Here is a 20828-nt window from a genome sequence, read left to right on the forward strand (position 1 = left end):
GCGGATTTTACGCTACGCGGACTTGTGGCCGAACTGGCCGAGCGCGGCCTTGCGGTCGACTACCGCTCGGTGTGGGAGTTCGTCCACGCCGAGAAGCTCAGTCACAAAAAAAGACGCTGATCGCGGCTGAGCAGGATCGCCCGGATGTGGCGCGCCGGCGGGCACAGTGGACCAAGTATCAGGACCGTATCGATCCTTCCCGCCTGGTGTTCATCGACGAGACATGGACCAAAACCAACATGGCGCCGCTCAGGGGATGGGCGCCGCGCGGCGAGAGGATCAAAGCCAAGGTGCCACACGGCCATTGGAAGACAATGACCTTCCTGGCGGCGTTGCGCCATGACCGTGTCGATGCACCATGGCTCATCGACGGACCGATCAACGGCGAGCGTTTCCAGCTCTACGTCGACAAGGTTCTCGTCCCCACCCTCAAGCCAGGCGACATCGTCGTCATGGACAATCTCGGCTCACACAAGGGCAAGGCCGTGCGCCGCGCCATTCGCTCAGCCGGCGCCAGGCTGTTCTTGCTGCCGAAATACTCGCCCGACCTCAATCCTATCGAGAAGCTCTTCGCCAAGCTCAAGCACTGGCTGCGCAAGGCTGCCAAGCGAACAGTCGAAACCGTCTGTGACGCCATCGGCCAAATCCTCGGCGAGGTCACGTCAACCGAATGCCGAAATTACTTCACCGAGGCTGGCTATGCCCAACCTAAATTCATCCCGCTCTAATGTGCCTGAAGCGAAAACCGAGATTCGCGACGCAATTCGCTTTCACATCGAAGGCTTGCGAGCCGATGGGCTGGATGTGCCTAACGGTGTCAGCCTCGCTGAGTACGTAGAGGCGTAGAAGGCAGACCACATAGCCCAATCAATCCAGATTGGACCTGATCCCCGCCCTACCCCGCCGGCAACACTTGCAGCGTCTGCTCGTCAAATAACGGCTCGTCCTGGCCTATACGCACGAACAGCACTTTTCGCCCCTCACCCGCTGGCACCTCGAAATACTGGATGCCGTCCGGCACTTCGCCCCAGTCTCCGCACGGCGGTTCCGGAACCTCGTTGGGGTCGGCTACCGCTTTCAGCTCTCTCGCATAGTCGGCGTCGGGGCTGAATGTGTAGCGTTTGACGCCGGCGGGCACCGTGCCCTCGGTGTAAGGCGCCAGCACGCAGCGCGCACTGACAACCTTGTCGGTCTTTTCCAGGAAAAGGCGCCGCAAGGCGGCCTCGGCGGTTTCACCTGATATGATATCGAAGACCTCGACGAGAGGGTCTGCCGCGCCGCCATCGCTGTATTTGATTGCAAGCGCGTTGCCGGCGAATTCGAAGTGGATTTGGCGGAAGCCGAAGTCGCAGCGCTGCGCCCAGGCGGCGAGCCCGACAGTCTTGTCGGCCAGTTTTTCCCAGACGCACTTGTCGATGGGCGGGCGTGACGGCGCCGGCTCGTCCGCCACGGCGGGTATCGTCGCGGATGCAAGCAGGGCGGAGGTCAAGCTGATCGATCTGATGGCGCTATTCATCGCTGCATCCTGTCAATGTGAAGGCATCCCACGCTGAGCCATCGGGGTTGGCGTTGGCGAATTCGGCCCATTCGGTAAAAGCCACGCCGAAATCCGGCAAGAGCAGCCCTTTCGGCGCCGGTGTCGCTTCGCGCGAATTCAACTGCTCGGCGCCGCCGCCGGTCAAGGCGTAGACCTGGCCATCCCATATCCTGCACAGCCCGCTGCCGTCCTGCAGGCCCGCTTCGCGATCGTCGTCGGTGCAGGTGTGGCGGATGGTGCCGAGCGGAAACGAATTCTTGCCGTTGGTCCAGGTGATGTCGGCCGGCAGGCTTGTCACGGTATTGGGCACGGTCAGCGAAAGCACTTCGGCCGTCAGCGCCGCAGGTTCATTGTCGAGCGGCCGAAATTGCATGACGGCGCCCGAGCGCGGTTCCCGATAGGTGGCGTGGCTCAGCAGACAGTCCTTGGCGTTAGCCGCCTGCATCGGGCCAAGCGGGCCCAGAAAAACGAAGGCCAGTGTGCGGGTGATCATCAGATGTCTCTGGGAAAGCGTTGCCTGAGTACTGGCCCGCACAGTCGCATCATCCGGGCAAAAGCATAAGCGAAATCCGGAACGGCTGCGTTTATCCGCTCCTGGACGAAACATATCCCTTGGTCCCCAACAGTCTGTATGGTCGAGCGCATCAGCGATGGAGAAAAACCGGTGATGCAGCGTTTGGTGATGACGATGGCGATGTCCGCATTCGCAGGCGGCACGGCACTGGCCGCGGCGCCCTATGTCGGGACATGGTCGAGCGACAGGTTGAACTGCCACGCGGCCGCCGACGTCCAGCGCAAGACCGTCTTCACCGTGGAACAGACCGCGCTGTCGCTTCCCGAATTCGGCTGCGAGCACGCGACATTTCGCAAAAGCCCGACGGGCTGGGTGGTGCAGGCAAGCCAATGCTACGGCTCTGATCCGTCGCTCGAGGAGCCGTTCACGCGTATCATTCATATCGTGAGACATGGCGCCACGCTGCGGTTCACCTGGCCTGGCTTCGACAGCGGCCTCCTCGTCCGCTGCTGACGGCATCCCGGCGCCTCAGAACAGCCCGACCAGAAAGGCGGCGCCGCCGAGCAAGCCGGCAGAACAGACCCACAGCAACCAGAGCCCGCGCACCCGGCATTCGAGCACCGCCGAGCCGGGATTGGCAGGGTCATAGTGCACGTCGACCTTGCTGCCCTCGACATACTGCCGCGCCTGACCGCCGACGAGGCCGGGCAGCGAAGCCGTCACGGTGGCGCCAAAGATCACGCGATCGGCGCTGTAGCGCTGACCGGAGACGCCATAGGAGTAAACGATACGGGATGTGAAGACGGTCCGCCGGCGTCGATAGCCTTCATGGGTTCGCAGCGCCTGCAGGCCTGAGGTGTCGATGCGGCCGGCGGCGACCGGCCATTTTGCCGCCTGCTCGGCCATCGATTTCTGGGCGAAGCCCATGCGCAGGGCAAACAGGCCCATGAACAGCAGCAGCGCACCTGCGCCGAGGTTCTGCGGCTTGGGCAAATGCGGGCCGATCGCCTCCAGGACACCACCGACGGAAAACACCAGCGCCACCGCGCCGATCACCAGCCCCGCCGAAAGCTGGACCATGAACTTGAAGGCGCCTTCCGGCATGGTGCGCTCGATGACGGCTTTGCCCGGAGCCGCCGGATCATAGAACACTGTCACCTGAGCGCCCTTGGGAAACCGCGCAAGCGTCTCCGTGACTTCGAAATTTCCAAGATTCTCCTGCACGCTGTAGCGCGAACTTTGAAATGTCTTGCCGCCAACCTTGTACTCGAAGGTGATGGCCGGGAAATTGCGCATCTCGGTGGAATCGCTGCTATCCGAGCCGCTGCCAGAGCTGCGGACCTCGCGTGCCTCGACGCGCGAGGAGATGATCTTTCCCGGCGCCGGTAGCCAGCGGCTGAGCGCCTGCACCTCGCGCCATTTCAAGAAGGTGATGAGCGACAACATGCCGGCGACCGCGCAGGCAAAGCCGACAAGCAGAATCTTGAGCTCCAACTCGTCTCCCCCAGGAGTGCAGGAACCTGCACATAGACAGCAACGCGGCAGCAATGTCTTGTCTATTCGCGAAACCTCCCCTCGGAATTGGAAACGACTGTCTTCCGTTGATCTGGATCAACGCACATTCACCGCGTGTGCTGTCTTCTCGATATCAATCGAAGGGAGAACCAACGTGTCGACTTACGACCTCATGATTGCCGCTGCGGTCTTGACCTATTTCGGATCATTCTCCGCAGTCCTGGCCTATGTCACCTTCGATGAATCGCATCGCCGGCCACGCTGATAGGATGGGCATATGCGGCGACTGCTCATCGCGGACAGGCACCGGCGTTCAGTGGCCGTAGCAGCGCAAACAGCAACAGTCTGCGGCGCGTCACGATGGCCTCACGGCCAGGAAATTGTTCCATTCTTCGCCATCGCAGCCGCCTCGATCCCGGTCGCATCATCGCGGGTCCAACAGAGCGGAGGATGCCGGGCCTGATGGATTGCGTCAGTCGGCTTCTGCGACGGAGATTCGACCTCCGGCCCAGGCGCGCCATTGCCGCTCGTCGCCGTGGAAAACGTTGAGATCGATGCGGCCGGTGACGCCATGCGACAGGCCGGAGCCGGAATACTGCCAGAACAGCCATTTGCGGTCGGGGTAGACCTTTGAGGGGTGCCGCGCCACCGCCCGCAACCAAAACGGATAATCGAGAAAGGCGCCGCGCAGATTGTCGCGATAGAAATCAGGCGCGGTGTAGATGATGGGCCGCTGGCCGTAATAGCGCTCCAGCCTGTCCATGAACACCTGCATCTTCTCCAGCACCTTTTCGCGCGAAGGCCGTCGCTTGCAGCTGGACTCGCCGTTCCACTCGACGTCGATCACCGGCGGCAGCGCGCCTTCGACCCTGGGCACGTTCCGGATGAACCAGTCGGCCTGCTCGCCCGCCGTGCGGCACCAGTAGAAGAAGTGATAGGCGCCGCGCTTCAGGCCGGCCGCGTCGGCATTGCGCCAGTTCCTATTGAACATCGGATCGAGATGGTCGCCGCCGTCGGTCGCCTTGATGTAGGCGAAGTTGGCGCCCTGGGCGCGTAGCTTTTCCCAGTTGACGTTGCCTTGCCAGCGCGAGACATCGACGCCGTGCACGGCAAGGTGGCGGGGCGAAGCCTTGCCGAAATTGATCGGCTTGGCGTCGCGAAAACCATAGCGCGTGACGGGCCCGGCAAGCATCGGCGGTGCTGCGCGGCTCAGCAGCCTCGGCGGTGATACCAGGGCCGCCGGCTCGACCATCGGCTCGACGCTCTCCGACGGGTCAGGGGCTGAAAGTGCCACCGTCTCTTCTTCGGCCAGGCCGAAAGGCCGGGGGCTCGCGTCTACCGGCGCCGTTTCCGCCCGTGGCGCGCGCCTGGCCGCTGACGCAGGCACTGCCGCGATGGGTGCCGGCGGCCGCACCACCGAGCTGGTTGTTTCGCTCGACGGTTTCTGCAAATCAAGGGCATCGACGCCGGTCGTCGACGTGCAGCCGGCAAGGCATAGCGATGCGATCAAGAAACTGATGGCGCCCGGAATCCGCATCTGGACCTGTACTCAAAACACAACAGACCGAGGGCGAAATGACAGCCAACGGACAAACCGGACCAGTTATGAATGAGAAATTACCAATAAAGTTTGAATCAATTTTTTTCACGTAGGCCAAACAGCGAAATCTGGCTCTCCGCGCAAGGGATCGGCCACTCTTGTGGGGTCGGCAAAGCCGCTACGGCTTCCTGAAAACGCCGATCATCGGCCCCAGATTCCAGTAGTCGTCATTGCGGCCGATGGCCGGCGCGAAGAGGCTTGATATCGTGCCGTCGAGGAACAGCGCATTGTCGCAGCCGAGCGCGTCGCGGAAAAGACGGGCGAAGGCATGGAAGGTCACCGTGCCGTTCGAAATCGCGAAGACGACGACGCCATCCCTACGCACGCCGACACCATCGCGGGTTTTTCGCGAGGTGCCGTCGGCCTGGAATTTAGGGTGCAGCTTGCCGTCGATCACCAGCATCGGCCCGGATTGCGTCGCATAGTCGACGGGCGGACGCCTTTTCACAAAATCCTTGGTTGCGCGGACCGCCGCCTTGCCGTCGCGCATGTAGAAAATGCCGTTCGGCTGCAGCGAAAAATTGCCGGTTCCCGACCCGGTCTTCACAGAAGCCATTTCCTGGCCCTGCTCGACATAAAGACCGACCGGCGCGAGGTTCGGATGATACATGCCGGCATTGATGCCAAACAGCATCGTGCGCCCGACCGCCTGCTGCGAGGCACTGAGATTGTGCAGCGACTGAAACGGCTTGCCCGCCGGGTCCTTCCAGAACAATTCGACCTGATATCGTTTCGGATCGACCTCGCACACGAGATAGCTGGTCGCCTCGAAGGCGAAGTCCCGGCACGGCGGCAGCGAGGCAACCCACTGGCCAAACCCCATGCCGAGTGCCGCCACCGAGGGCAGCGCGCTCTTGGCCAGCGCCAGCAGCGGCGGCACCGATTGCAGAAGGGTCAAAAAATCCATGCGCGTACCGGAATCCAGATTCGGGGTCCGGTACGGATATAGCCCGTTTCAAGCGAGACTGTGAAAGTGCCCTAAACGAGCCAGCCCATCGCGACGCCCAGCAGCAGGACGACGCCGAGCACGCCGCGATAGATGACGAACGGCCAGGCCGAAAAACGCTCCAGCACACGCATCAGGCCCCAAATGGCGAAGAAGGCGGAGATCGAGGCGACGACCAGCCCGACGGCAAGGACCGACCAGCCATGGGCGTCGAGATGGACCTTGTGCAGTTCCCAAAGCTCCTTGAGGCCGGCGAGCGCAATCGCGGGCAGCCCGAGCAGGAACGAGAAACGCGCCGCCTCGGCCCGCTTGAAGCCGAGCCCCAGTGCCGCGGTCAGGGTCGAACCTGAGCGCGACACGCCCGGAATCAGGGCGCCGATCTGGGCGATGCCGACAAGCAGCGCGTCAGCCAGCGAGGCTTCGTCCACAGTGCGCCGGTGGCGGGCAAGAATCTCGGCCAGCGCCAGCAGGATCGCCATGGCGATGCAGGCCCAGCCGATCACCGTCAGGCTGCGCAGCGGCGAATTGCAGGTATTGAGCACGCCCGATAGCGCCACCCCGGCGATGACGATCGGGATCGTTGCCAGCACGATCCACAGCGCCAGCTTGAGATGCCGGTCAGCGAAATCGCGTCGCGCCAGGGCATCGAGCGAACCAAACAGGATGTCCCTGACGTCACCCCAGAAATAGCTGATCACCGCGGCAAGGGCCGCGAGTTGCATGGCGGCGGAGAAGGCCGAACCCGGATCCTGCCAGCCAAGCACAGCCGGCACGATGCGCATGTGGGCGGTTGAGGAAATCGGCAGCAATTCGGTGATGCCTTGCACCACGCCAAGGATCGCCACCTTGGCATAGCCCAGGCCGACGAAGCCCGTGTCCAGGCCTTGAGTGCAGATGTCGACCAATGGCGAATTCCATGCATGAGAGATCGGCTTGCGCGGACCGACCAGTCGAGGTCAATCCCCGGCAAGCCTTATAGTCGTGGGCCAGATAATCAATTTACGGATTTGTAAGCTGGTGCGTCGGGGTGCGCGATTGAAAACCGGCCGAGCTTGGGCCGGCTTGAGGTTCACAGGAAAATCGCAACGCGATTACGGGCAGAGCCAGAGTTTCTGGCATGCCCTGGCGATCACGTGCGCCGGCGGAACGACGGGCTCATCGACGGCAGGCCGGCGAACCCGTTCGAGCAGCATGCGCACCTGTTCGGGGCGCACACGATCGCGCTCCATTACAAGCAGGACCATCGGATCGCTCAAAAGCTCGTCCAGGGTGCTGATGCTGTCGTTCATCCGTCGTCTCCTCGAATGCCGTTACCCGCACCCCATAAATAGGAAGACAAAGATGGCCCGCCAATGACGCTTTGCCGGCTATCTCGTGTTGATTTGGATTAAATTTTGTTCAGCTTGCGCCCTCCGTTCCGAAGGAAAAACTAACCTGGCGGCGGCGCGCCTTCGTATTGCGGCAGGCCGTCATCGAGCACCAGCCAGGGCTGCTTCGAGGCCATGAAAATATGCATTTGCGGCTTGAAAACCGTGGGGTCGTCGAGCGAACCGGTGGTGACGCCGATGATGCCCGCGGAATCGCGCCGGGAGAACATCGTCGTGCCGCAGCTCGGGCAAAAGCCGCGCTTGAGCTCCGGCGAGGAGTTTATCGTCGCCAGCGGCCCGTCGACCGTCAAATCGTCGATGCGAAACAGCACGCGTGCGTTGAAGGCGGCGCCGATCGCCTTCTGGCAAACCCGGCAGTGGCAGATGCGCTCATTGATCGGGGCCGCATCCGTGCGGTAGCGCACCGCCTTGCACAGGCATCCGCCCTCATATCTTGCCATCGCTCGGATCCATTGTTGGGGAGAATAAGCCGCGAGCGTAGCGGCGGAGCCGATTGGGTCAATTCAAAAGCTTTGATACAACGTCATCGATTATGGTGATGGGACTGAAGTCATGATGGCATCTTCGGCGGAGTAATCGCGGCTCTGGCGCATGAAACCGCCGAGCGAAGCGATGGGCGCGTTTCCGCCGGTCGCCGGGGCATTCGACTTGTTAAGACAGCATATCTGATCGAGAAACCGGTGTTCTTGTCGACGTGTCAGTGGCGCTTGGCTTGCACCAGATAGGCCTCGATCTCGGTCTCGCCGAGCCACTTTGCCGCTTCCAGCCGATGCAGGCCCTCGACGAGGATATGACGCTTGCCGTCATGGCGGACCTGGATCGGTGTCTTCATGCCGTTTTCGAGAATGTCCTCGGCCAGATGGCGGACAGTCTCGGGATGCAGCGTCTTCTTGCGCGCCGTCGGCACGTAGATCTCGTCGACCTTGACCTTTTGCACTCTGAGCATGCCGACCCCCGTGGCGGAAACGCCGCCCTTTGTGGAGATAGTCTCTTTGACCACGGGGGCCAAGGGCGCGGCTAACGAATGCTGGCCCGATCGTTTCCATTTGACGCTGGACCGGCAGATCGCCGAAATGGCGGCCTTCGAACTTCTCCGGTGTTCATGACCCAACTGCCGACCGAGTTCCCCGATTTCGGACTGACGCCCGAGCAGCGCCGGCACGCGGTGCGCGGCCACTACTACGAATGGCCTGGCATGGATGGCGAGCGCGGCGAGATCTGGTGCTACAGCGGCCGGTTTTCCTATCGCGCCGGCGAAACGGCAGCGCTCCATGTCAGTTCGACGGCCTCGCAGTTCAACATTGAGATCGTCCGAGACGGTGGCACCGAGACCAAGGTGTTCGAGAAGACGGGTATCGCGGCGCGCAGGCAGGACACGCCCGACCAATGTTCGGTCGAAGGCTGCGGCTGGGACGCCTCGTTCGAATTCCGCGTCGAGGCGGACTGGCCATCCGGCGCCTACCGGGTGACGCTGACCGCCGATGGCCGTGACGGCAAGCCGATCCATTGCCACCATATTTTCATCGTCACGCCCCTGCCCGGAAAGAAGCCCGGCCGTGTGCTGCAGGTGGCGGCGACCGGGACCTGGCTCGCCTACAACACCTGGGGCGGCTCCAACCACTACCAGGGTATCACCGGGCCGGACCGCAACCAGTATTCGCCCATCGTGTCGACGCAGCGCCCCTGGTGCCGCGGCTTCGTCGTGCTGCCGAAAGATGCGCCGCGCGTGCCGCTGGAAGTCGCCGTGCCGCCGAAGACGGTGCCGCGCTATCCGCACATGGAATGGGCGCTCGCCACCGGCCATTCGAAGAAATACGCTTCGTCCGGCTGGGCCAGTTATGACAGCCACTTCTTCCGCTTCGCCGAACGGGCCGGCTATGAGGTCGATCTCGCCAGCCAGCACGATCTGCATTTTTCGCCGGAAATTCTCGACGGCTATGACTGCGTTGTCTTTGTCGGCCATGACGAATACTGGACTTGGGAGATGCGTGACGCCGTCGACACCTATGTGACCCGCGGCGGCCATGCGGCGCGTTTTGCCGGCAATTTCATGTGGCAGACGCGGCTGGAGGATGAGGGCCGCCGGCAGGTCTGCTACAAATACCGCGCGCGCGCCGAGGATCCCGTCTATCGCGGCGGTGATGTCACCCGCGCCACCAACTCTTGGGAAGCGCCGGAAATCGGCCGGCCTGGTTCGGCGACCTTCGGGCTCAATGCGACGCGCGGCGTCTATGCCGGCTGGGGCGGTTGCGCACCGCGCGGCGTGCGCGGCTTTCCGGTCTATCGGCCAGAGCACTGGGCCTTCGCCGGCACTGGTATCTATTATGGCGACCTGCTGGGCGCCGACAGCCATGTCTATGGCTATGAGGTCGACGGGCTCGACTTCGAGATACGCGGCGGCCTGCCCTACCCCACCACAACCAGCGGCGCGCCTGATGGCCTGCAGGTTCTCGCCGTCGGCATGGCCAGCCAGGTGGAAGAAAGTGCCGATATACCGATCGAAGACCAGTTCCTCACCGATGAGGATGGTCGCTTCACCGCCGAAACTCTGTTCGGCGAGGCGAGCGACGCCAATTTGGAGAAGGTCAAACGCGGCAACGGCATGATCGTCAATTTCCCGCGCGGCAAGGGCGAGGTGTTCCACGCCGGAAGCTGCGAATGGGTCGCAGGCCTGCTAAGACAGGACCCGATGGTCGAACGCGTCACAAAAAATGTCCTCGATCGTTATCTCGGAAAGTCCTGACATGTCGAAAGCCCAGACCGCCGCTCAAGACACGGAAGCCCGGCGAGAATCGCATTTGTTCTATCTGTCGAGCCTGCGCCGGCCGCTGATCGACCGCGCCGAAGGCATCTACATGTGGACGCAGGACGGCCGCCGCTTCATCGACGGATCGAGCGGCCCGATGGTCGCCAATATCGGCCATTCCAACCGCAATGTGCTCGACGCCATGAAGCGGCAGATGGACCGCGCCACCTTTGCCTATCGGCTGCATTTCGAAAACGAGCCGGCGGAAGAGCTGGCGCGGGAACTCGCCGGCAAGCTGCCGGAAGGCATGGACCGTATCTTCTTCGTCTCGGGCGGCTCGGAGGCGACGGAATCCTGCATCAAGCTGGCGCGGCAATGGGCCGTCGCCACCGGCCAGGCCAGCCGGTGGAAGGTGATCACCCGCTTTCCCTCCTATCACGGCGGCACGCTGGGTTCGCTGTCGATCACCGGCGACGATGCGCTGGCCGAAACTTTCGAGCCGATGATGCGGGTGATGCCGACCGTGCCGGCGCCGAACGCCTGGCGCGACCGCGACAATCTTTCGATGGAACAGCGCGGCATCCGCTATGCCGACATGCTGGAGGAGAAGATCCTGGCGGAAGGTCCCGACAGCGTGGTGGCCTTCATCATGGAGCCGATCGGTGGTGCTGCCACCTCAGCCCTGGTGGCGCCGGACAGCTATTATCCGCGCGTCCGCGAGATCTGCGACCGCTACGGCATCTTGCTCATCCACGATGAAGTGATGAGCGGCGCCGGCCGCACCGGCAAATTCCTCGGCGGCGATCACTGGAACTGCAAGCCCGACATTGTCGCGCTGTCCAAGGGACTTGGCTCGGGCTATGCGCCGCTTGGCGCATTGGCCGCACCGATGCGGCTGGTGCAGCCGCTGCTTGCCTCAGGCGGCTTCCAGCACGGCCACACCTATGCCGGCAACCCGCTCGCCTGCGCCGCCGGGCTGGCCGTGCTCGGCGAAATGGACCGGCTCGACCTGATCACCAATGCGGCTGCCATGGGCGACGTGCTGATGGACGGGCTGAAGGGGCTGGCGAAGCGGTTTCCGTTCATCGCCGACGTACGCGGCAAGGGCCTGCTCACAGGCGCCCAGATGGTTGCCGATCCCGAGACCTTGAAACCGATCGACCAGACCAAGAAGGCCACGCAACGGCTGCTCGACCTCGCCTATGAGCGCGGGCTGATCATCTATGGCCGCAAGGTCAAGGGCGGCGTCGACGGCGACAATTTCATGGTCGCGCCGCCGATGATCGTCACTAGCCAGCAGGTCGGCGAGATCGTCTCCATCATCGGCGACTCGCTGGAGGTTTTGGCCTCCGAGCTCGACCTGCCGATCGAAGGCCAGGGATAAAAGAATGGCGCCGCGAAAAGTCATCATCACCTGCGCCGTCACCGGCTCGGTGCACACGCCGTCGATGTCGCCCTATCTGCCGGTGACACCGGACCAGATCGCCGCCGACGCGATCGCCGCGGCGGAAGCCGGCGCCTCGATCCTGCATCTGCACGCCCGTGACCCCAGGGATGGCCGCCCGACCGCCGATCCGGACGTCTACATGCAGTTCCTGCCGCGCATCAAGCAGGCGACCGATGCGGTGATCAACATCACCACCGGCGGCTCGTCGCTGATGACACTGGATCAGCGGCTGGCTGCTCCTTTGCGCGCCGAGCCAGAGATGTGCTCGCTCAACATGGGTTCGATGAATTTCGCGCTGTTCCCGATGCTCGACAAGCCACGGGAATGGCAGCACGAATGGGAGCCGCAGCTGCTCGAAGCAACGCGGCATACAATTTTCAAGAACACCTTCGCCGACATGGAAGGCGTGCTGGAAAGGCTGGGCAAGGGCTGCGGCACGCGCTTCGAATTCGAATGCTACGACGTCGGACATCTCTACTCGCTGGCGCATTTCCGCGACCGGGGCCTGGTGTCAGGACCGCTGTTCATCCAGTTCGTGCTGGGCATATTGGGCGGCATCGGCGCCGACCCGGACAACCTCGCCCACATGAAGCGGATCGCCGACAAATTGTTCGGCGACAGCTACCAGTTCTCGGTGATGGCCGCCGGCCGTCAGCAGATGCCGCTGATCTCGATCGCCGCGGCGATGGGCGGCAATGTCCGTGTCGGCCTGGAAGACAGTCTCTATGACGGCCGTCAGCTGGCGAAGTCCAATGCCGATCAAGTGCGCCGCATCCGTGGCATTCTCGATGGGCTGTCGCTGGAGGTCGCCACCCCCGCCGAAGCGCGCGACATGCTGGCGCTGAAGGGTGGCGACCGGGTGGCGTTTTGAGAATCACTGAGATGATTGCGTCCAGCCCGGCCCCCCTCTGTCCTGCCGGACATCTCCCCCTCAAGGGGGGAGATTGGCTGTCACAACGGCTTTCGCAAATCTCCAACGTCAGAGGATGGGCGACAAGGCCAAAGCTACCAATCTCCCCCCTTGAGGGGGAGATGTCCGGCAGGACAGAGGGGGGCGCCTGGGCGCCGAACCTCCAATGATTGCCGCGCCCAAAATCGCCCTCCGCCCTGGCCGGATCGACGACGTCGAAACCATCCACGCATCGATCCTGAAACTCGGGACCCACATCGGGGCACCGGAAGAGATCATCTCCACCGCCGACGATCTCCGCCGCTATGGCTTTGGCGAAAAACCCGCCTTTTCGACCCTGATCGCCGAAGTCGGCGGCGAGTTCGCCGGTCTCTGCCTATATTTCCCGATCTTTTCGACCTGGATGGGGAGGCCTGGTGTCTATGTGCAGGACCTCTATGTCGAGGACCGTTTTCGAGGCCGCAAGATCGGCGAGCGGCTGCTGCGGCATGTTGCGGCGCAGTGCCGGAAAGACGGCGGCGTCTATCTCCGTCTATCTGTCGACACCGACAATGAGCGCGCCAAGGCCTTTTATGAAAGGCTTGGCATCGCCTGGTCGAGCTACGAGCAGACGCAGAAGATCACCGGCGAGGCCTTTTTCGCCTTCGCCGATGCGACCGAAAATGGGGAGCAGGAATGAAAACCTTCTATGCCGAGGAACAGAAGCGCCACGACCCCAAGGCCTTTCTTTCGAGCGGTGCGGCGCAGCCGAACCCGGAACAGCCGGAACGCGTCGAGAGGTTATTAGCCGGCGCAGAAGCAGCCGGCTGCGAGATCGTGCGGCCGCGCAATCACGGGCTCGGACCGGTCGCAGCGGTGCATACACCGGAATATCTGGATTTCCTCGAGCATATCTACACGCGCTGGCAGCGCATCGACGGCGCGTCTGCTGAAGTGATCCCCAACATCCACCCGATCGCGCGCAGCGGCTCCTATCCGGCTTCGGCGGTCGGCCAAGCCGGCTACCACATGGCCGACACGGCTTGCCCGATCTCCGGCGAGACATGGCAGAGCGCGCTGTGGAGCGCCTGGAGCGCGGTCGAAGCCGCTGAAGTGGTAATGTCAGGCGCGCCGGCCGCCTACGCGCTGTGCCGACCGCCCGGTCACCACGCCTTTGCCGATGTCGCCGGCGGCTTCTGTTTCATCAACAATTCGGCCGTCGCGGCGCAGGTTTTGCGCAGGACGGCTTCGCGCGTCGCGATCCTCGATGTCGACCTGCATCACGGCAACGGCACGCAAGGTATCTTCTATGCGCGACCGGATGTGCTCACCGTCTCGCTGCATGCCGATCCGGTGCGCTTCTATCCGTTCTTCTGGGGCCATGCCGACGAGCGCGGCGAAGGGTCTGGCCTCGGCTACAATTTCAACCTGCCGCTGCCGCGCAAATCCACTGATGCGGCGTTTCTCGAAGCACTCGAAGTGGCATTCCAGCGCATCCGAGCCTTTTCGCCCGACGCGCTGGTCGTGGCACTCGGCCTCGACCCGTTCGAGGGCGACCCGTTCGGCGGACTTTCTGTGACGACACCGGGCTTCGCGCGCATCGGCGAGGCCATTGCCAAGCTCGGCCTACCGACGGTGATCGTCCAGGAGGGCGGTTATCTCTGCGATGAACTCGGCGACAATCTCACCGCCTTCCTCACCGGCTTCGACGGCAAGGCGCGGTGATCTCACCCTGACCAGACGTCAGGAGCGCTGCTGCCTGAGCATGGCGATGACCCGATGCACGCTCTCCAGCGTCTCGTCGATTTCGGCCGCCGTATTGTAGTGGGCAATGCCGATGCGCACGACACCTTGCTCAGCCGGAATGCCGAGTTGGTGGACGATCTCCCAGGCGTAGTTGTGGCCAGACCACAGGAAGATATTTTCGGCGTTCATCTGTCGCACGATCGTCTCCGGCACGATGCCGTCGACGGTGAAGGAGACGGTCGGCACGCGCTCGCCAATCCGCTTCGGATCGGTGATGCCGTGGATGGTCAGACCCTCGATATCGGACAGACCTTCGATCAAGCGTTGCGCCAGCGGGTTTTCGTAGGCGATCGACATCTCGAACGCCTTGGCAACCTTCCGCCTTCGCGATCCACCCTCGCCCGCTGCCGTGCCAAGGTCGGCAAAGTAGTCAACCGCAGCCGTGAGACCGGCCATCAACTCGATTTGCGGCGTGCCCAGTTCGAACCGCTCCGGCAGCCCATTCGACGAGCAGCGGCATTTGTAAGGTTTCAGGCCATCGATGACGTCGCGCTGCCCCCACAAAATGCCCATATGCGGACCGAAGAACTTGTAGGCCGAGCAGATCAGGAAATCGCAGCCAAGCTCCTGCACGTCGATCAGGCCATGCGGCGCGAACTGGACGGCGTCGACATAGACCAGCGCACCGGTCTGTTTCGCAATGGCGGTCAGCGCCTTCACGCGATTGATGGAACCGGTCAGGTTGCTGGCATAGTTCAAGGCGACCAATCGCGTCTTGTCTGAAAGCAGGCCAGCCAGCGTCGCCTCTTCGACCTGCCAGCTCGTTTCGTCGAACGGCAGCCAGCGCACGACGAGCCCGAGATCCTCGGCCAGTTGCAGCCAGGGCGAGACGTTGCCCTCGTGGTCCATACGGGTGAGGATGATCTCGTCGCCGGGCTGCATCGCGCGGCCGAGCGTGCGCGATATGTGATAGGTCAGCGTCGTCATGTTGGCGCCGATGATGATTTCCTCGGGGCTCGCCGCACCGAAGAAATCGGCCATCGCCTGATGCGCCTCGTCGACGACAGTTTGCGCGGCAATCGTCGTTTCGAAATAGCCGCCAAGGTTGGCGTTGGTGGCCAAGAGACAGCGCGACACGGCATCCGCTACTGCCTGTGGCACCTGCGTGCCGGCAGGATTGTCGAGATAGATGCGGCGACGGCCCTTGTCGGTCAGGGACAGCGCCGGAAATCGTTCGCGGACCAGCTCTATCGGAAAATTCATTGTCGCCCGCTCCCTTGGAATTGTCGAGTATTCGGCCACGTCCGATCCCGTTCAGGGACAGGGATTGCCGACGCGCTGGTGGATCGCATCCACCGCCTTCTGCATCTCTTCGGTCCAGACGATTTCCACGGAAGACAGCGCCATCTCGAGCTGCGAAAGGGTCGTCGCGCCGACGATGTTGGAGGTGACGAAGGGCCGGCTTGAGACATAGGCATTGGCAAACAATGCCGGCTCCAGGCCAAAGGAGCGCGCCAGCTCATTGTATTCGAGCTGCACTTGCGCCGCGTTGGGCGTCTCATAGCGCTGGCCACGATTGAACAGCTGCGAGCGCGACCCTTGCGGGCGCGCGCCATGATCGTATTTGCCGGTCAGATAACCCTGCGCCAGCGGCGAATAGGGAAGCAACGATACCTGCTCGCGTTCGCAGACCTCGGCGAGGTTCACCTCGAAAGTGCGGTTGACGAGATTGTAGGCGTTCTGGATCGACGCAACGCGCGGGCCGATCCCTTTGTCAGCCTCGGCAAGGAAACGCATCACGCCCCAGGAACTCTCGTTCGACAGGCCGAAATGGCGGATCTTTCCCGCCTTCACCAGATCGTCGAACACGGCAAGCGTCTCGGCGATCGGTGTTTCGTCGGCCGGTGCGCCGACAGAATCGGCGCGCGGCGATACAGCACCGATGCGTGTCGGATTGGCGCCCCAAGGGATGTCCCGTTCCGGCCAATGGATCTGGTAGAGGTCGATGTAGTCGGTGCCGAGCTTGGCCAGCGATTTTTCGATGGCGTCAAAGATATCGGCGCGCACCAGTCGCGACGGCCTGTCGCCGCGAAACCACCGGTTGGCCGTGCGACCGACGACTTTGGAGGCAAGGATCACCTTATCGCGGTTGCGGTTGGCCTTCATCCAGCTGCCGATGATCTTTTCGGTCCACCCTTGCGTCTCCGCCTTGGGCGGGATCGGGTAAAGTTCGGCGGTGTCGATGAAATTGACGCCGCGCGAGAAGGCCAGGTCCATCTGCGCATGGCATTCGGCCTCGGTGTTCTGCTGGCCCCAGGTCATGGAGCCCAGGCAGATCTGGGTAACAAGAAGGTTGGTCCGACCGAGACGGCGTTTGTGCATGGAAATCTGCTCCGGAGGAAAATGGTGCGGCAGCGCGGGGAGGAAGTCCCATCCTACGGAAACCAGAGGCGCTCTCCAAGCCTCGCCAGACCGACTTTTGCGTGAGCCAGCGGCGTTCAGCGGCGAGCGGCGGCCACCGCGCGCCGCTTGGCCTCATCGATCAGCATGTTGGCGACCTGCATGCGGATCATGGCGCGCTGGCGCAGATGCGGCGCGACGCGGTCCGGATGATTGGCAAAGGCAAAACTGCGGCGCATACGGCTGAAATCGGCGATTTGCTTGGGCTGGTTGAGACCAAGTTCGACGGAGATGGATTCCGGATCGATCGGCGGCAGCTCCTCCTCGGGCTTTGGCTCTTCGCCTGCCAGAGCCAGCTTCGCATGATCGAGCAAGGCGGCGAATTCGGACGCCAGATCGGCGCCGGCCTCGCGATATTCGGTGGCGGAAACTCTTATGCGGCCGGAATGAAGTTCATCGGCCACCGAGAGATAATCGAACGGGATGGATGGACGGGCGCCGGCATCGTCGATCCCAACTCCGTCGCCCTTGTCGGAGGCAACGAAGAGGTCGTCGAGCAACGAAGCGAAATCACGCTTGGCGCCAGTGCCGATGTCTGCCTCCCCTTGCCCAACTGTGCAAGCTTCAGAGCATATAACCGGCTCGTTAAAATTGCATGCCGTCGATCTTAACGAATTTAGCCGTTGCGCGGGTTCGCCGCTTCAACTCCTCAACCCCAGAAATGAGAAGCCGGACCGCACTTTCATGCGGTCCGGAATTCGCCAGGAGTGGCGAGGAAAAACCGGCCATGTAGCCAGCATTCGAGGCTACGATACGCGTCGGCCAAAAGTTTCGGTCGGTTCAGGAAATGGCGAAAAAACTTCGCCAAGCATGGCAGGCATGCAAATGCTGCACTGCACAATCGTCACGATTCAGCTATACTGGTGGCCGTGGAGGACCAATTAGGGGCTTGAATCATGGGTTTCTTCACTGAAATGTTCGCCCGGCCGCGGCCGCAGGAGCATCTGAGATACCGTTCGGCGCTCGCACTGCTCTATGCGATGAGCAACGCCGACCGCGCCGACATCGGTATCAAGCCGGCCGATTTCCCCCGCGTCGCCCGCGAAATGTCCGCTCGCTAAACGTATCGAGCCGCGAGATGTCCCGGATCAGTCGGGACATCTCCAAATCTCAATTCCTTAACGCGATCCCAGGAATGTCGCCTTGCCCAGCGGCACGCCGTTGTGGCGAAGGATGTCGTAAGCCGTGGTGAGGTGGAAATAGAAGTTGGGCATGGCCACATGCAGCAGATACTGCATGCCCGGCATCGAGCTTTCGCGCCCGCCAAGCTTCAATTCGATTATCTTGTCGTCGGAACCGTCGAACTCGGCCGCCGAAAATGTCGCCAGAAGCTCCAGGGTCTTCGTGATGCGCGCCTGGACATCGGCGAAACTCGCCTCATTGTCCTCGTATCTGGGCACCTCGCGGCCGGCCAGCCGTGACGGCGCCCCCTTGGCATGGTCGGTGGCGATCTGCACCTGTCGGGTCAAAGCATACATGTCGGGCGCCAACCGCGACGTCAAAAACACCTGCGGGTCGATCTTGCGGTCAATCGCATTCTGTTCGGCGGTCGCAAGCACATTGGAAAGTGCTTTCAGCCTGGCCGAAAACACAGGCACGGATGCCTCATACATCGATATTGCCACGTCAAATCTCCTGTCCGGCCGAACGCCGGCGGATGCGACGTAGCGCCTTCGCGCACGATTCTTCAAGACCGCCGAACCAGCGTCACCACGTTGCCGCAATCGCCATGGAATCTCCCATCGAGCGGAGATACCCGATGAGACGCGCCCTTTTCGCAGCGACTGCCTTTCTCGCCCTTGCCCCGATCGGCCTGCCGGTCCTGGCCGCCGAAGATACCCCCGAAACGCCCTATGTCGATGATCGGTCGAGCGCCGATGCGGTTGTCCGCTCGCTCTACAGCGCCATCAACCGGCATGAATTCGCCCGCGCCTGGGGCTATTTCGGAGATACGAAGCCGGCTAAGGATTTCGACAGTTTTGTCAAGGGTTATGACGGCACCGACAAAGTCGAGGTCGAGACCGGGGCCGTTTCGAACGAAGGCGCCGCCGGCAGCATTTTCTACAACGTCCCCGTCGCCATCCGCGCCACCGACAAGAGCGGCGGCGAGAAGGTCTTTGCCGGCTGCTATACGCTGCGCCAGGTGAATGCCCAAATCCAGGCCGCGCCGCCCTTCGATCCGATCCACATCGAAAAAGGCGCGCTTAAACCCTTCACCGCCGATTTCGAAGAGGCGTTGCCGCCAAACTGCGGCGACGGGCCGCCGCCGCCGAAGAAGGACACGGCACTGGAACAGGCCAAGAAGGCCTTTCTGGCGACGTATGGCGACCAATGCGACAAGCAGTTCCTGGCCGACGAGCCAGAGGTCTTTTCGATCAAGTACAAGGACAAGAATGCGCAGCCCGGCGATCCTGACAAGGAAACACGGCTGTTTCATTTTTCGTGTTCGGCCGCCGCTTACAATGAAAATTCGGTCTACTACATGACCGACGAGCTTTCGGCGGTGCAGCAATTGCAGTTCGCCGAACCGGAGACCGATATCCGCTACGAGAACAACGACAGTGAAGGCAAGCTGTTGAGCGTGACCGTGGTCGGCTTCCACACCACGGGATGGGCCACCAATTCCGACTATGACCCGGACGCCCATACGATCACCACTTTCAACAAATGGCGCGGCATCGGCGATGCCTCCGACTCCGGCACGTATTTGTTCCGCAACGGTGATTTTTCGCTGGTCCAGTACGACGTCGATGCATCCTATGACGGCGAGGAAAATCCGCAGACGGTTGTCGACTACAACACCGCGCCGTAGGAAGACTCCAACCAAGAACGCCGCGTTCGACCCGTCCTCCGCATTCACCTTCTCGTTTCAGGCCGCGAACGCATCGGCCGAAAGAAGGCGCGAATGTCCTGGACCAGAAGATTCGGTTCCTCCAGCGCAGCGAAATGGCCGCCGCGCGGCATCGGCGTCCATCGCTGCACGTCGAAGACCCTCGCCACCCAGGAGCGCGGCGGCATTGGCAACTCGCGGGGGAAAAGCGCTACCCCAAGAGGCGGCGAAACGCGTTCCTGCGCCTTGAACGCAAGAGGGGAGAGCCGATTCTCCTTGTAGAGCCGCAAGGATGAGGTGAGCGCATTGGTGAACCAGTAGAGAGAAACGTCCGTAAGGAGCGCGTCCATGCCAAAGGCGCGTTCCACGTCACCGTCGCAGTCGCTCCAGGAACGGAACTTCTCTATCATCCAGGCTGCGAGGCCGATCGGCGAGTCAGTCAGCGCATAAGCGAGCGTCTGAGGCTTCGTGCCCTGCAGATGGGCATAGGCACCCTCTGTTGCCGCCCAAGCCGCAGCCTTGTCCAGAAAGGCCTGTTCCTCGACGGTGACAGGCGGCTGATCTGCACCCAAGGGTGGCCGATAGCTCCCGGGAATGTAATTGACGTGGACGCCAAGCACGTTTTCAGGAAGGAGCCGTGCCATCCAGGCGGAGACGCCCGCGCCGATGTCGCCGCCCTGGCAGGCGAAGCGCTCATAGCCGAGCCCGCACATCAACTGCACCCATAGCTCCGCGATGCGGCCGGAGTGGAAGCCGGGTTCCGTCGGCGCCTGCGAGAAGCCGTATCCGGGCAACGAGGGAACCACGACGTGGAAAGCGTCGGCCGGGTCACCACCATGGGCGGATGGATCCGTCAGCAATGGAATGATGTGTTCCATTTCGATGAAGGAACCGGGCCAGCCATGCGTGATGATCAGCGGCAGCGGCGCCGGTCCGGTGCCTAGCTGGTGGACAAAATGGACGTCCAGGTTGTTCACCCTAGCCAGATATTGCGGCAGCCGGTTCAGCCGCGCCTCTTGCGCTCTCCAGTCGAAGCGATCTCGCCAGTAATCCGCAAGGCGCTCCATGAACGGCAGGTCGGCCCCGTCGTTCCAGCCTGTTTCGATTAGCGGAACTGGCCATCGCGTTGCGTGAAGACGGTCCTGGAGATCCTCAAGTTGTTCGTTCGGAATCTGGATATTGAAGGGGCGAGCGTCCATCGCCTTGCTTC

The 20828-nt window shown here is 62.3% G+C and carries 22 protein-coding genes and 1 pseudogene; 9 read left to right on the plus strand and 14 right to left on the minus strand.

The annotated features are described in order from the left end of the window. Positions 1–728: pseudogene (locus tag NKH57_RS21990) on the plus strand (IS630 family transposase); the annotation flags it as partial. A gap of 167 nt (positions 729–895) precedes the next feature. Here the strand turns inward: NKH57_RS21990 and NKH57_RS21995 are convergent. Both NKH57_RS21995 and NKH57_RS22000 read right to left on the minus strand, forming a co-directional pair. Then, the gene (locus NKH57_RS21995; protein WP_352947249.1) at positions 896–1516 is read right to left on the minus strand and encodes a hypothetical protein; all 621 of its coding nucleotides are present in this window, start codon (positions 1514–1516) and stop codon (positions 896–898) included. After that, on the minus strand, positions 1509–2030 hold the full coding sequence (locus tag NKH57_RS22000) for a hypothetical protein (RefSeq protein ID WP_352947252.1): 522 nt from the start codon (positions 2028–2030) through the stop codon (positions 1509–1511). The genes NKH57_RS21995 and NKH57_RS22000 overlap by 8 nt, the downstream gene beginning before the upstream one ends. Before the next feature lie 138 nt (positions 2031–2168). Here NKH57_RS22000 and NKH57_RS22005 point away from each other — a divergent pair, with 138 nt between their 5' ends. Continuing rightward, positions 2169–2564, plus strand: coding sequence for a hypothetical protein (locus tag NKH57_RS22005; protein WP_352947254.1), 396 nt, complete (start codon positions 2169–2171; stop codon positions 2562–2564). Between the two features lie 15 nt (positions 2565–2579). On the opposite strand, the gene NKH57_RS22010 is transcribed toward NKH57_RS22005, so the two are convergent. From NKH57_RS22010 to NKH57_RS22040, 7 genes are all read right to left on the minus strand, one after another. Then, positions 2580–3545 carry a DUF3592 domain-containing protein gene (locus NKH57_RS22010; protein ID WP_352947257.1) on the minus strand — a complete coding sequence of 322 codons (966 nt, stop codon included), beginning with the start codon at positions 3543–3545 and terminating at the stop codon, positions 2580–2582. 493 nt (positions 3546–4038) lie between these two features. Beyond that, positions 4039–5103, minus strand: coding sequence for a glycoside hydrolase family 25 protein (locus tag NKH57_RS22015; RefSeq protein ID WP_352947260.1), 1065 nt, complete (start codon positions 5101–5103; stop codon positions 4039–4041). Positions 5104–5284: 181 nt separating this feature from the next. Next, positions 5285–6073, minus strand: coding sequence for a phosphodiester glycosidase family protein (locus NKH57_RS22020; protein ID WP_352947262.1), 789 nt, complete (start codon positions 6071–6073; stop codon positions 5285–5287). A 71-nt stretch (positions 6074–6144) separates the two neighbouring features. After that, entirely contained in the window at positions 6145–7017 is an 873-nt protein-coding gene (uppP, locus tag NKH57_RS22025) for an undecaprenyl-diphosphatase UppP (protein ID WP_352947265.1), read from the minus strand. Positions 7018–7203: 186 nt separating this feature from the next. Then, positions 7204–7401, minus strand: coding sequence for a hypothetical protein (locus tag NKH57_RS22030; protein ID WP_023759485.1), 198 nt, complete (start codon positions 7399–7401; stop codon positions 7204–7206). Positions 7402–7541: 140 nt separating this feature from the next. Then, positions 7542–7940 (minus strand): GFA family protein, encoded by a 399-nt coding sequence (locus tag NKH57_RS22035; RefSeq protein WP_352947268.1) that lies wholly within the window; start codon positions 7938–7940, stop codon positions 7542–7544. A gap of 257 nt (positions 7941–8197) precedes the next feature. Beyond that, on the minus strand, positions 8198–8446 hold the full coding sequence (locus tag NKH57_RS22040) for a ParB N-terminal domain-containing protein (protein WP_013532091.1): 249 nt from the start codon (positions 8444–8446) through the stop codon (positions 8198–8200). A gap of 156 nt (positions 8447–8602) precedes the next feature. On the opposite strand from NKH57_RS22040, the gene NKH57_RS22045 reads away from it, so the two are divergent. From NKH57_RS22045 to NKH57_RS22065, 5 genes are all read left to right on the plus strand, one after another. Then, positions 8603–10243, plus strand: coding sequence for a N,N-dimethylformamidase beta subunit family domain-containing protein (locus NKH57_RS22045; protein ID WP_352947271.1), 1641 nt, complete (start codon positions 8603–8605; stop codon positions 10241–10243). Between the two features lies 1 nt (position 10244). After that, positions 10245–11630, plus strand: coding sequence for an aminotransferase family protein (locus tag NKH57_RS22050; protein ID WP_352947273.1), 1386 nt, complete (start codon positions 10245–10247; stop codon positions 11628–11630). A gap of 4 nt (positions 11631–11634) precedes the next feature. Beyond that, a complete protein-coding gene (gene kce, locus NKH57_RS22055) occupies positions 11635–12564 on the plus strand; it encodes a 3,5-dioxohexanoate:acetyl-CoA acetone transferase (protein WP_352947275.1) in 930 nt (309 codons plus the stop codon). Positions 12565–12769: 205 nt separating this feature from the next. Then, positions 12770–13282 carry a GNAT family N-acetyltransferase gene (locus NKH57_RS22060; protein ID WP_352947277.1) on the plus strand — a complete coding sequence of 171 codons (513 nt, stop codon included), beginning with the start codon at positions 12770–12772 and terminating at the stop codon, positions 13280–13282. Further along, positions 13279–14307, plus strand: a complete 1029-nt coding sequence (locus NKH57_RS22065; RefSeq protein ID WP_352947280.1) for a histone deacetylase family protein — start codon at positions 13279–13281, stop codon at positions 14305–14307. The genes NKH57_RS22060 and NKH57_RS22065 overlap by 4 nt, the downstream gene beginning before the upstream one ends. Positions 14308–14325: 18 nt before the next feature. Here NKH57_RS22065 and NKH57_RS22070 read toward each other — a convergent pair whose 3' ends face one another. The 3 genes from NKH57_RS22070 to NKH57_RS22080 all read right to left on the minus strand — a co-directional run bounded on the left by NKH57_RS22070 (position 14326) and on the right by NKH57_RS22080 (position 17288). Then, positions 14326–15591, minus strand: a complete 1266-nt coding sequence (locus NKH57_RS22070; protein WP_352947282.1) for a cysteine desulfurase-like protein — start codon at positions 15589–15591, stop codon at positions 14326–14328. A gap of 51 nt (positions 15592–15642) precedes the next feature. After that, positions 15643–16710 carry an aldo/keto reductase gene (locus tag NKH57_RS22075; protein WP_352947285.1) on the minus strand — a complete coding sequence of 356 codons (1068 nt, stop codon included), beginning with the start codon at positions 16708–16710 and terminating at the stop codon, positions 15643–15645. 116 nt (positions 16711–16826) lie between these two features. Continuing rightward, positions 16827–17288, minus strand: coding sequence for a hypothetical protein (locus NKH57_RS22080; RefSeq protein ID WP_352947287.1), 462 nt, complete (start codon positions 17286–17288; stop codon positions 16827–16829). Positions 17289–17684: 396 nt separating this feature from the next. Here NKH57_RS22080 and NKH57_RS22085 point away from each other — a divergent pair, with 396 nt between their 5' ends. Continuing rightward, entirely contained in the window at positions 17685–17849 is a 165-nt protein-coding gene (locus NKH57_RS22085) for a hypothetical protein (protein ID WP_352726619.1), read from the plus strand. 57 nt (positions 17850–17906) lie between these two features. Here NKH57_RS22085 and NKH57_RS22090 read toward each other — a convergent pair whose 3' ends face one another. Beyond that, positions 17907–18413 carry a DUF1993 domain-containing protein gene (locus NKH57_RS22090; protein WP_352726617.1) on the minus strand — a complete coding sequence of 169 codons (507 nt, stop codon included), beginning with the start codon at positions 18411–18413 and terminating at the stop codon, positions 17907–17909. A gap of 134 nt (positions 18414–18547) precedes the next feature. On the opposite strand from NKH57_RS22090, the gene NKH57_RS22095 reads away from it, so the two are divergent. Continuing rightward, positions 18548–19600, plus strand: a complete 1053-nt coding sequence (locus tag NKH57_RS22095; protein ID WP_352947290.1) for a DUF1176 domain-containing protein — start codon at positions 18548–18550, stop codon at positions 19598–19600. Positions 19601–19644: 44 nt separating this feature from the next. Here the strand turns inward: NKH57_RS22095 and NKH57_RS22100 are convergent, their stop codons facing one another. Further along, on the minus strand, positions 19645–20817 hold the full coding sequence (locus tag NKH57_RS22100; RefSeq protein ID WP_352947292.1) for an epoxide hydrolase family protein: 1173 nt from the start codon (positions 20815–20817) through the stop codon (positions 19645–19647). Positions 20818–20828: the final 11 nt, after the last annotated feature.

The organism is Mesorhizobium sp. M1050 (assembly GCF_040318715.1).
In the GTDB taxonomy this organism is placed as follows: Bacteria; Pseudomonadota; Alphaproteobacteria; order Rhizobiales; family Rhizobiaceae; genus Mesorhizobium.

What these genes read in the sequence shown, in the direction of transcription:
- NKH57_RS22000 (WP_352947252.1), bottom strand. Translation starts at nt 2,030, where the DNA reads ATGATCACCCGCACACTGGCCTTCGTTTTTCTGGGCCCGCTTGGCCCG.
- NKH57_RS22005 (WP_352947254.1), top strand. Translation starts at nt 2,169, where the DNA reads ATGGTCGAGCGCATCAGCGATGGAGAAAAACCGGTGATGCAGCGTTTG.
- NKH57_RS22030 (WP_023759485.1), bottom strand. Translation starts at nt 7,401, where the DNA reads ATGAACGACAGCATCAGCACCCTGGACGAGCTTTTGAGCGATCCGATG.
- NKH57_RS22045 (WP_352947271.1), top strand. Translation starts at nt 8,603, where the DNA reads ATGACCCAACTGCCGACCGAGTTCCCCGATTTCGGACTGACGCCCGAG.
- NKH57_RS22085 (WP_352726619.1), top strand. Translation starts at nt 17,685, where the DNA reads ATGGGTTTCTTCACTGAAATGTTCGCCCGGCCGCGGCCGCAGGAGCAT.
- kce (WP_352947275.1), top strand. Translation starts at nt 11,635, where the DNA reads ATGGCGCCGCGAAAAGTCATCATCACCTGCGCCGTCACCGGCTCGGTG.
- NKH57_RS22015 (WP_352947260.1), bottom strand. Translation starts at nt 5,103, where the DNA reads ATGCGGATTCCGGGCGCCATCAGTTTCTTGATCGCATCGCTATGCCTT.
- NKH57_RS22020 (WP_352947262.1), bottom strand. Translation starts at nt 6,073, where the DNA reads ATGGATTTTTTGACCCTTCTGCAATCGGTGCCGCCGCTGCTGGCGCTG.
- NKH57_RS22050 (WP_352947273.1), top strand. Translation starts at nt 10,245, where the DNA reads ATGTCGAAAGCCCAGACCGCCGCTCAAGACACGGAAGCCCGGCGAGAA.
- NKH57_RS22100 (WP_352947292.1), bottom strand. Translation starts at nt 20,817, where the DNA reads ATGGACGCTCGCCCCTTCAATATCCAGATTCCGAACGAACAACTTGAG.
- NKH57_RS22060 (WP_352947277.1), top strand. Translation starts at nt 12,770, where the DNA reads ATGATTGCCGCGCCCAAAATCGCCCTCCGCCCTGGCCGGATCGACGAC.
- NKH57_RS22095 (WP_352947290.1), top strand. Translation starts at nt 18,548, where the DNA reads ATGAGACGCGCCCTTTTCGCAGCGACTGCCTTTCTCGCCCTTGCCCCG.
- NKH57_RS22065 (WP_352947280.1), top strand. Translation starts at nt 13,279, where the DNA reads ATGAAAACCTTCTATGCCGAGGAACAGAAGCGCCACGACCCCAAGGCC.
- NKH57_RS21995 (WP_352947249.1), bottom strand. Translation starts at nt 1,516, where the DNA reads ATGAATAGCGCCATCAGATCGATCAGCTTGACCTCCGCCCTGCTTGCA.
- NKH57_RS22035 (WP_352947268.1), bottom strand. Translation starts at nt 7,940, where the DNA reads ATGGCAAGATATGAGGGCGGATGCCTGTGCAAGGCGGTGCGCTACCGC.
- NKH57_RS22070 (WP_352947282.1), bottom strand. Translation starts at nt 15,591, where the DNA reads ATGAATTTTCCGATAGAGCTGGTCCGCGAACGATTTCCGGCGCTGTCC.
- NKH57_RS22040 (WP_013532091.1), bottom strand. Translation starts at nt 8,446, where the DNA reads ATGCTCAGAGTGCAAAAGGTCAAGGTCGACGAGATCTACGTGCCGACG.
- NKH57_RS22075 (WP_352947285.1), bottom strand. Translation starts at nt 16,710, where the DNA reads ATGCACAAACGCCGTCTCGGTCGGACCAACCTTCTTGTTACCCAGATC.